This window comes from Prevotella sp. CAG:255 (assembly GCF_000431195.1).
GTDB classification, from domain to species: Bacteria; Bacteroidota; Bacteroidia; order Bacteroidales; family Bacteroidaceae; genus Prevotella; species Prevotella rara.
This window is the reverse complement of sequence record NZ_HF986819.1, coordinates 1-4,772: the sequence shown is the minus strand read 5'-3', so window position 1 is coordinate 4,772 and position 4,772 is coordinate 1. Positions and strand designations below refer to the sequence as shown.

Sequence of the window (4,772 nt, the reverse complement as noted above, 5' to 3'; positions counted from 1 at the left end):
TCGACTGTCCGCCCGCTGTGTTCATGTCCACACAAATGAAACAGAAGTTCCGTTCTTATCCGTTAAGCCTATGCTAAATCTTTCCCTTGTAAGTGCGGAACACCAGATAGCGGCCGTCGGCACAGAACTTTACGCTGTTGCCTGTGGCCTCGTTGAGAGTGCCCTGCCACCAGCTGCCGTAAGCGTAAGAGTTCCATTTCAGTCCGCTGCTTTCTATCCTGCTGCAAGAAAAGTTGAATATGCTGACCTGCTGACCGGCGAAGGTCTCAAACTCAGCATCGCCTTCGGCAGCGACAAAGTAGCCGTGGTCGGTTAGCATCACTGCGTCTATGCCCATTTCGTTCCTGTAGCGTTCTATCAGACTGATGTTGCCCAGTGTGTGGTCTTCTCGCTTTCCCGTTGCTCCCACGTATGCAATACTTCTGAAACCCATGCTTAGACAGTGGCGAGTGGCTTTGGTCTGGTCGTTGTCGTCCTGTTCATCTATGATGTGAAGTATGTCGCGGTATTTCTCCTTGAACACTTCGTCCAGTGAGTCGCCGTCGCCTACTATCGCATCGGGCACGAAGCCGCGTGAGATATAGCTGGCAGCCGCACCGTCGCAGCAGCATACATAACGTGCATTACTTATGGCTGCAAGCGGAATTTCAGCTGTGGGAAAGTCGCCGTTGCCGATAATCACGGCATCAGGGGCGAAGGATGTTGTTATCAGAAGGTTCTGCATTGCTGTTTCTTTTGAATGGGAGTTATGGGAAAAATGGGATGGATGAGACAAATATGGGGTAGGGTGATGCTGCCTGAACTTATGCCGGCTGTGACTGCTGCTGCATCATCCGCTTCCACTTAAAGTAGCCCATTACGGCTATTATCACATAGAGAGCGTAGAGCGAAGCTTTGAAGGGTATGCCCTTGCCGATGTAGAGATATGCGCACACGGCATCAACGGCAATCCAGAAAAGCCATTGTTCGATGTATTTTCTAGACAAAGCCCACAGGCCTACAAAGCTCAGGGCATTGGTAAAGGCGTCGGTAACGGGCACGGTGCTGTTGGTGTAGGTTACTAACACCCACCACGTTAATGCCCATGCCGCGAAGAAAAACAACGTTACGGGCAGGATTAATGAGCGCCTGAAATGAGTGATAGGCATATCTTCGCCTTCTTTCTGGCCTTTCTTGCGGCCGAATTTCCATACCGCATAGCCGTAGATTGCTGCAACGGTGTAGTAGACAGCCATGCCTGCGTCGCCATACAGTCCGTGAGTCCAGTAGAGCCACACGTCGAGAGCCGGCATGACTATGCCTACAATCCAAAGGGCTATGCTGGCCTTGTATTCGAGCCAGATGTATATAAGGCCCAACACCGTTGTTACGATGTCGAGCCAATATTGTGACATAAACTGATTGAAGTCCATCTTGCAGCTGCAGTTGTTAGAACGTCAGGCTGAGATGAGCCATAAAGTTTATCGGGGCCTGTGCGGCATATCCCGTTTCGTATTCGTCGTCTTCAGTGTAGGCTATTACCTTGCCGTCTGCATTCTTCTTGTAGCCCGGGGCAGACCATCCGTTGTTCATGTATTTCTCGCTGAACAGATTGTATACAGTGCAGCCGAGGGTTATGCTCTTCAGACCTTTCAGCTTGAATGTATATGAAAGGTCAAGATTGGTTACAAAGTAGCTGTCAATCATCATGCTGACCTCGTTGCCTCCGTTCTCGTTCTCGCTGATGTAGCTCTTTATGCCGGTGTTGGTGAGATACTGCTCGCCGATATACTGACTCTGGAGCGATGCGCTAAGTCCTTTCCAGTTGAATGTAAAGATGTTGTTGAAGATGAAGTCGGGCGAGAATGACAGCGGTGTGTCGCCGAGCGTTACGCTTTCGCCCGTGTCGCTCAGTGTTATGTGCCAGTCTTTAGCGCGGTTGCGGCTCCATGTTGCGTTGGCGTCCCAGCGCAGCCAGTCAACGGGTTGCCATGCTGCCTGCAGCTCAACGCCCATACGGTAGCTCTCGCCCACGTTGCGTGCTATCATTTCGCCAATGTTGTTAAGTTCTCCGGTCAGCACAAACTGGTCGTTGTAATTCATGTAGTAGAAGTTTACTCCGGCAGAGAACCTGTTCGTGGTGAACTTATAGCCAAGTTCCCAGTCGTAGAGCCTTTCTGCCTTGAGGTCTTCGCCAAGGTTGTCCTCGTAGTCGTTACGTGTCGGCTCGCGGTGAGATATGGCAAACGAGGCGTAGGCCTGGTGGTTGTTGTTCATCTGCCAGAATATTCCGGCTTTCGGGTTGAAGAAGTCGAACGAGTTGTCTTCGTTGAACACAATCTGCTTGTATGTGTCGTAGTCGAATGCGTCGCACGGTCCGCTCATCTTGTAGTTTACATGGCGGTACTGCAGGTCAACGTATGCACTGAGTCCCTTTATGAACTCATAGTTTACCTTTCCGTAAATATTGCCGTCGGTCTTTTTGGCGTTGTTGTCATAATATTTGTGGTTAGGCTCTATGTCCTCGTCGAAGTTTTTCACCCACAGCACGTTACCGTAGTGGTCGCCGTCATATTTGTTCCAGCCTCCGCCGATTGTTGCCTTCAGACCCTTACGGTTGTTGTAGTTGAGCGATGCTATGGCTCCGTAGAAGTCGTTGTCCATCTGCTTGCGGCGCACCAGGTCGCTCGTCTTGCTCCAGTCGTTGGTCAGAGTATATTCGGCCAGTGTTCTTCCGTCCTTGTATTCTTCGTAGTAGCCGAAGCCTTTTGTGTAATGCAGGGCCACGTTGAGGCTCAGTTCACGTGACAGAATTTGGTTCCAGAGCAACTGGTAGTGCTGCTGATGATAATAGTCAATCTGGTTGTCGTAGAAGTGCATGTTGCCGTCTTCGTCAGTATACATATATCCGCAAGAGTTGTATCTGCGGCCGTAGAGGTTCATCTCGTAGAGCGAAGCATAGTTCCATGCATGATATGTCTCTTCCTTTCCGTTGAAGGTGATAAACTTCACCACGGTGTTGTCTGAGAAATATCCACCCTGCAGGAAATAAGAGTCTAGCTTCGACGAAGCGCGGTCGATGTATCCGTCGCTGCCAACGTTAGACAAGCGTCCCTGGAAGCCCCAGTGGCCGTTGATAAGTCCTGTGCCGAAGCGGAACGTTTCCTTGTGTGAGCCGTAGCTTCCGGCAGAGAGGTCTATTCCTCCGAAAGGCTTCACGCCGATGTTTTCGGTCTGCATGTTTATCGTGGCGCCGAATGCACCCGCACCGTTGGTTGATGTGCCCACACCGCGCTGAATCTGCATGCTCTCAACGCTCGATGCAAAGTCGGGCATGTTGGTCCAGTATACGTTGCTGCTCTCTGCGTCGTTGATTGGAATGCCGTTGGCAGTGATGTTTATTCGTGTAGGGTCGGTGCCGCGCACTCTTATGCTGGTGTATCCGATGCCGTTTCCTGCGTCAGAAGTTGTCGTTACCGACGGCGTCAGAGAGAGGATAAACGGTACGTCCTTGCCGTAGTTCATCGACTTTATCTGTGACTTGCTGATGTCGGTGTGCGTGATAGGCGTTGTCTCGCCTGCACGTGTAGACAATACCTGAACTTCCTGCAGTGCAACGGTCTTTACCGAGTCTGCCTTTGTCTTTCCTGTTTCGTTAGCTGCTGTTGCGTTGGTTAATGCCAATGACAATGTTGCCGCAACAAAAAAATGACGTTTCATTAAAAAACTAATAATTAAATACACAAAAAGGGGCATACTTTCTTATGCTTAAATCCTTTAGACCAAAAAACAAATTAGTTCGGCCGTTTATCCCTACGCCGGAATTACCCGTATCAGGTTCCAGGGTTTAATCTCAGCCTGCAATTTATCAGGCACCCCTTAATCTACCGTTTGTAAACCGGCGACAAAGTTAAGGCTTTTTTAACTAACATGCAACTCTATTGTAATGTTTTTGTTTCAAAAATGTAAATAATCATGATATTTTGACGGCTGAATGGATAAAAAATAAAAAAATAGCAATTTTTTTAAGCGTAAAATTTTGTGATATGAAATTTAATTCGTATATTTATGGCAGAAAAAGAACAGATACAAATAGTTATCTGGCGGTCTCAAAAATATGCAACAATCAGAGCAATCTGATAAAGTAAGAAAAAAGATGATTTGTGATAATTGCCCTTAAAGTGATGAGGAGTCTGTTGAAGATGTAAGCACTTGATTTGAGATTGATGTTTTTTATTTAAGATGAAAGGGGAAAGAAAGTAAATGCAGTTTGTTGATACGGATGTTTTTTATAATTACTCCTTATCGCTTTTGCTAAAGGGAATGGCGGCTAACATTTAGCCGCCATTTTTTGTGGCTAAAAAGCGTGTCCCTGTTTGGTCTTATTTTCGTTATTCTGTCGCTTTTGTGGCTCAGAATTCATGTTTTCTTTGGTGCGCCAATGTGTCTTTGACTTTTATCATACTTAGTGTTTCTTGCTGTTTGTGCATATTGCGTGTTATATTATTACGGATAAAGTGAAAATGTATTCAGTCTGTTGTAGGATGTTCTTTTGGTAAAATAAAGTGGTTTAAAAGTTGCATTGTTTTAAAAAGTTTTTATTAAATTTGCACATCTTTTATAACAAACGCTGTTTATAGGTATTAAAAAATAGGTATAAAATAATTTTATCGGTAAAAAGCAGGCATAATCTGTATTAATATTGAGAATGTTAATTGTTTCCTAAATAAATTGATAAGAAGAAATAAACCAATAAAAAGAACTAATCCTCATTTCCGCAACTCTTTTATCCT

General features: G+C 46.4%; 3 protein-coding genes and 1 riboswitch. All 3 genes read right to left on the bottom strand.

What is annotated here, in order from left to right; translation table 11 throughout:
- Positions 1-73: 73 nt before the first annotated feature.
- Positions 74-724: a thiamine diphosphokinase gene (locus QVO66_RS08500; RefSeq protein WP_021855045.1), complete on the bottom strand. Its 651-nt coding sequence runs from the start codon at positions 722-724 to the stop codon at positions 74-76.
- Between the two features lie 79 nt (positions 725-803).
- The gene (pnuC, locus tag QVO66_RS08495) at positions 804-1,412 is read right to left on the bottom strand and encodes a nicotinamide riboside transporter PnuC (protein WP_021855044.1); all 609 of its coding nucleotides are present in this window, start codon (positions 1,410-1,412) and stop codon (positions 804-806) included.
- A 16-nt stretch (positions 1,413-1,428) separates the two neighbouring features.
- A complete protein-coding gene (locus tag QVO66_RS08490; RefSeq protein ID WP_288172754.1) occupies positions 1,429-3,699 on the bottom strand; it encodes a TonB-dependent receptor in 2,271 nt (756 codons plus the stop codon).
- Positions 3,700-3,772: 73 nt separating this feature from the next.
- A riboswitch (TPP riboswitch) is annotated at positions 3,773-3,869 on the bottom strand.
- Between the last annotated feature and the right edge of the window lie 903 nt (positions 3,870-4,772).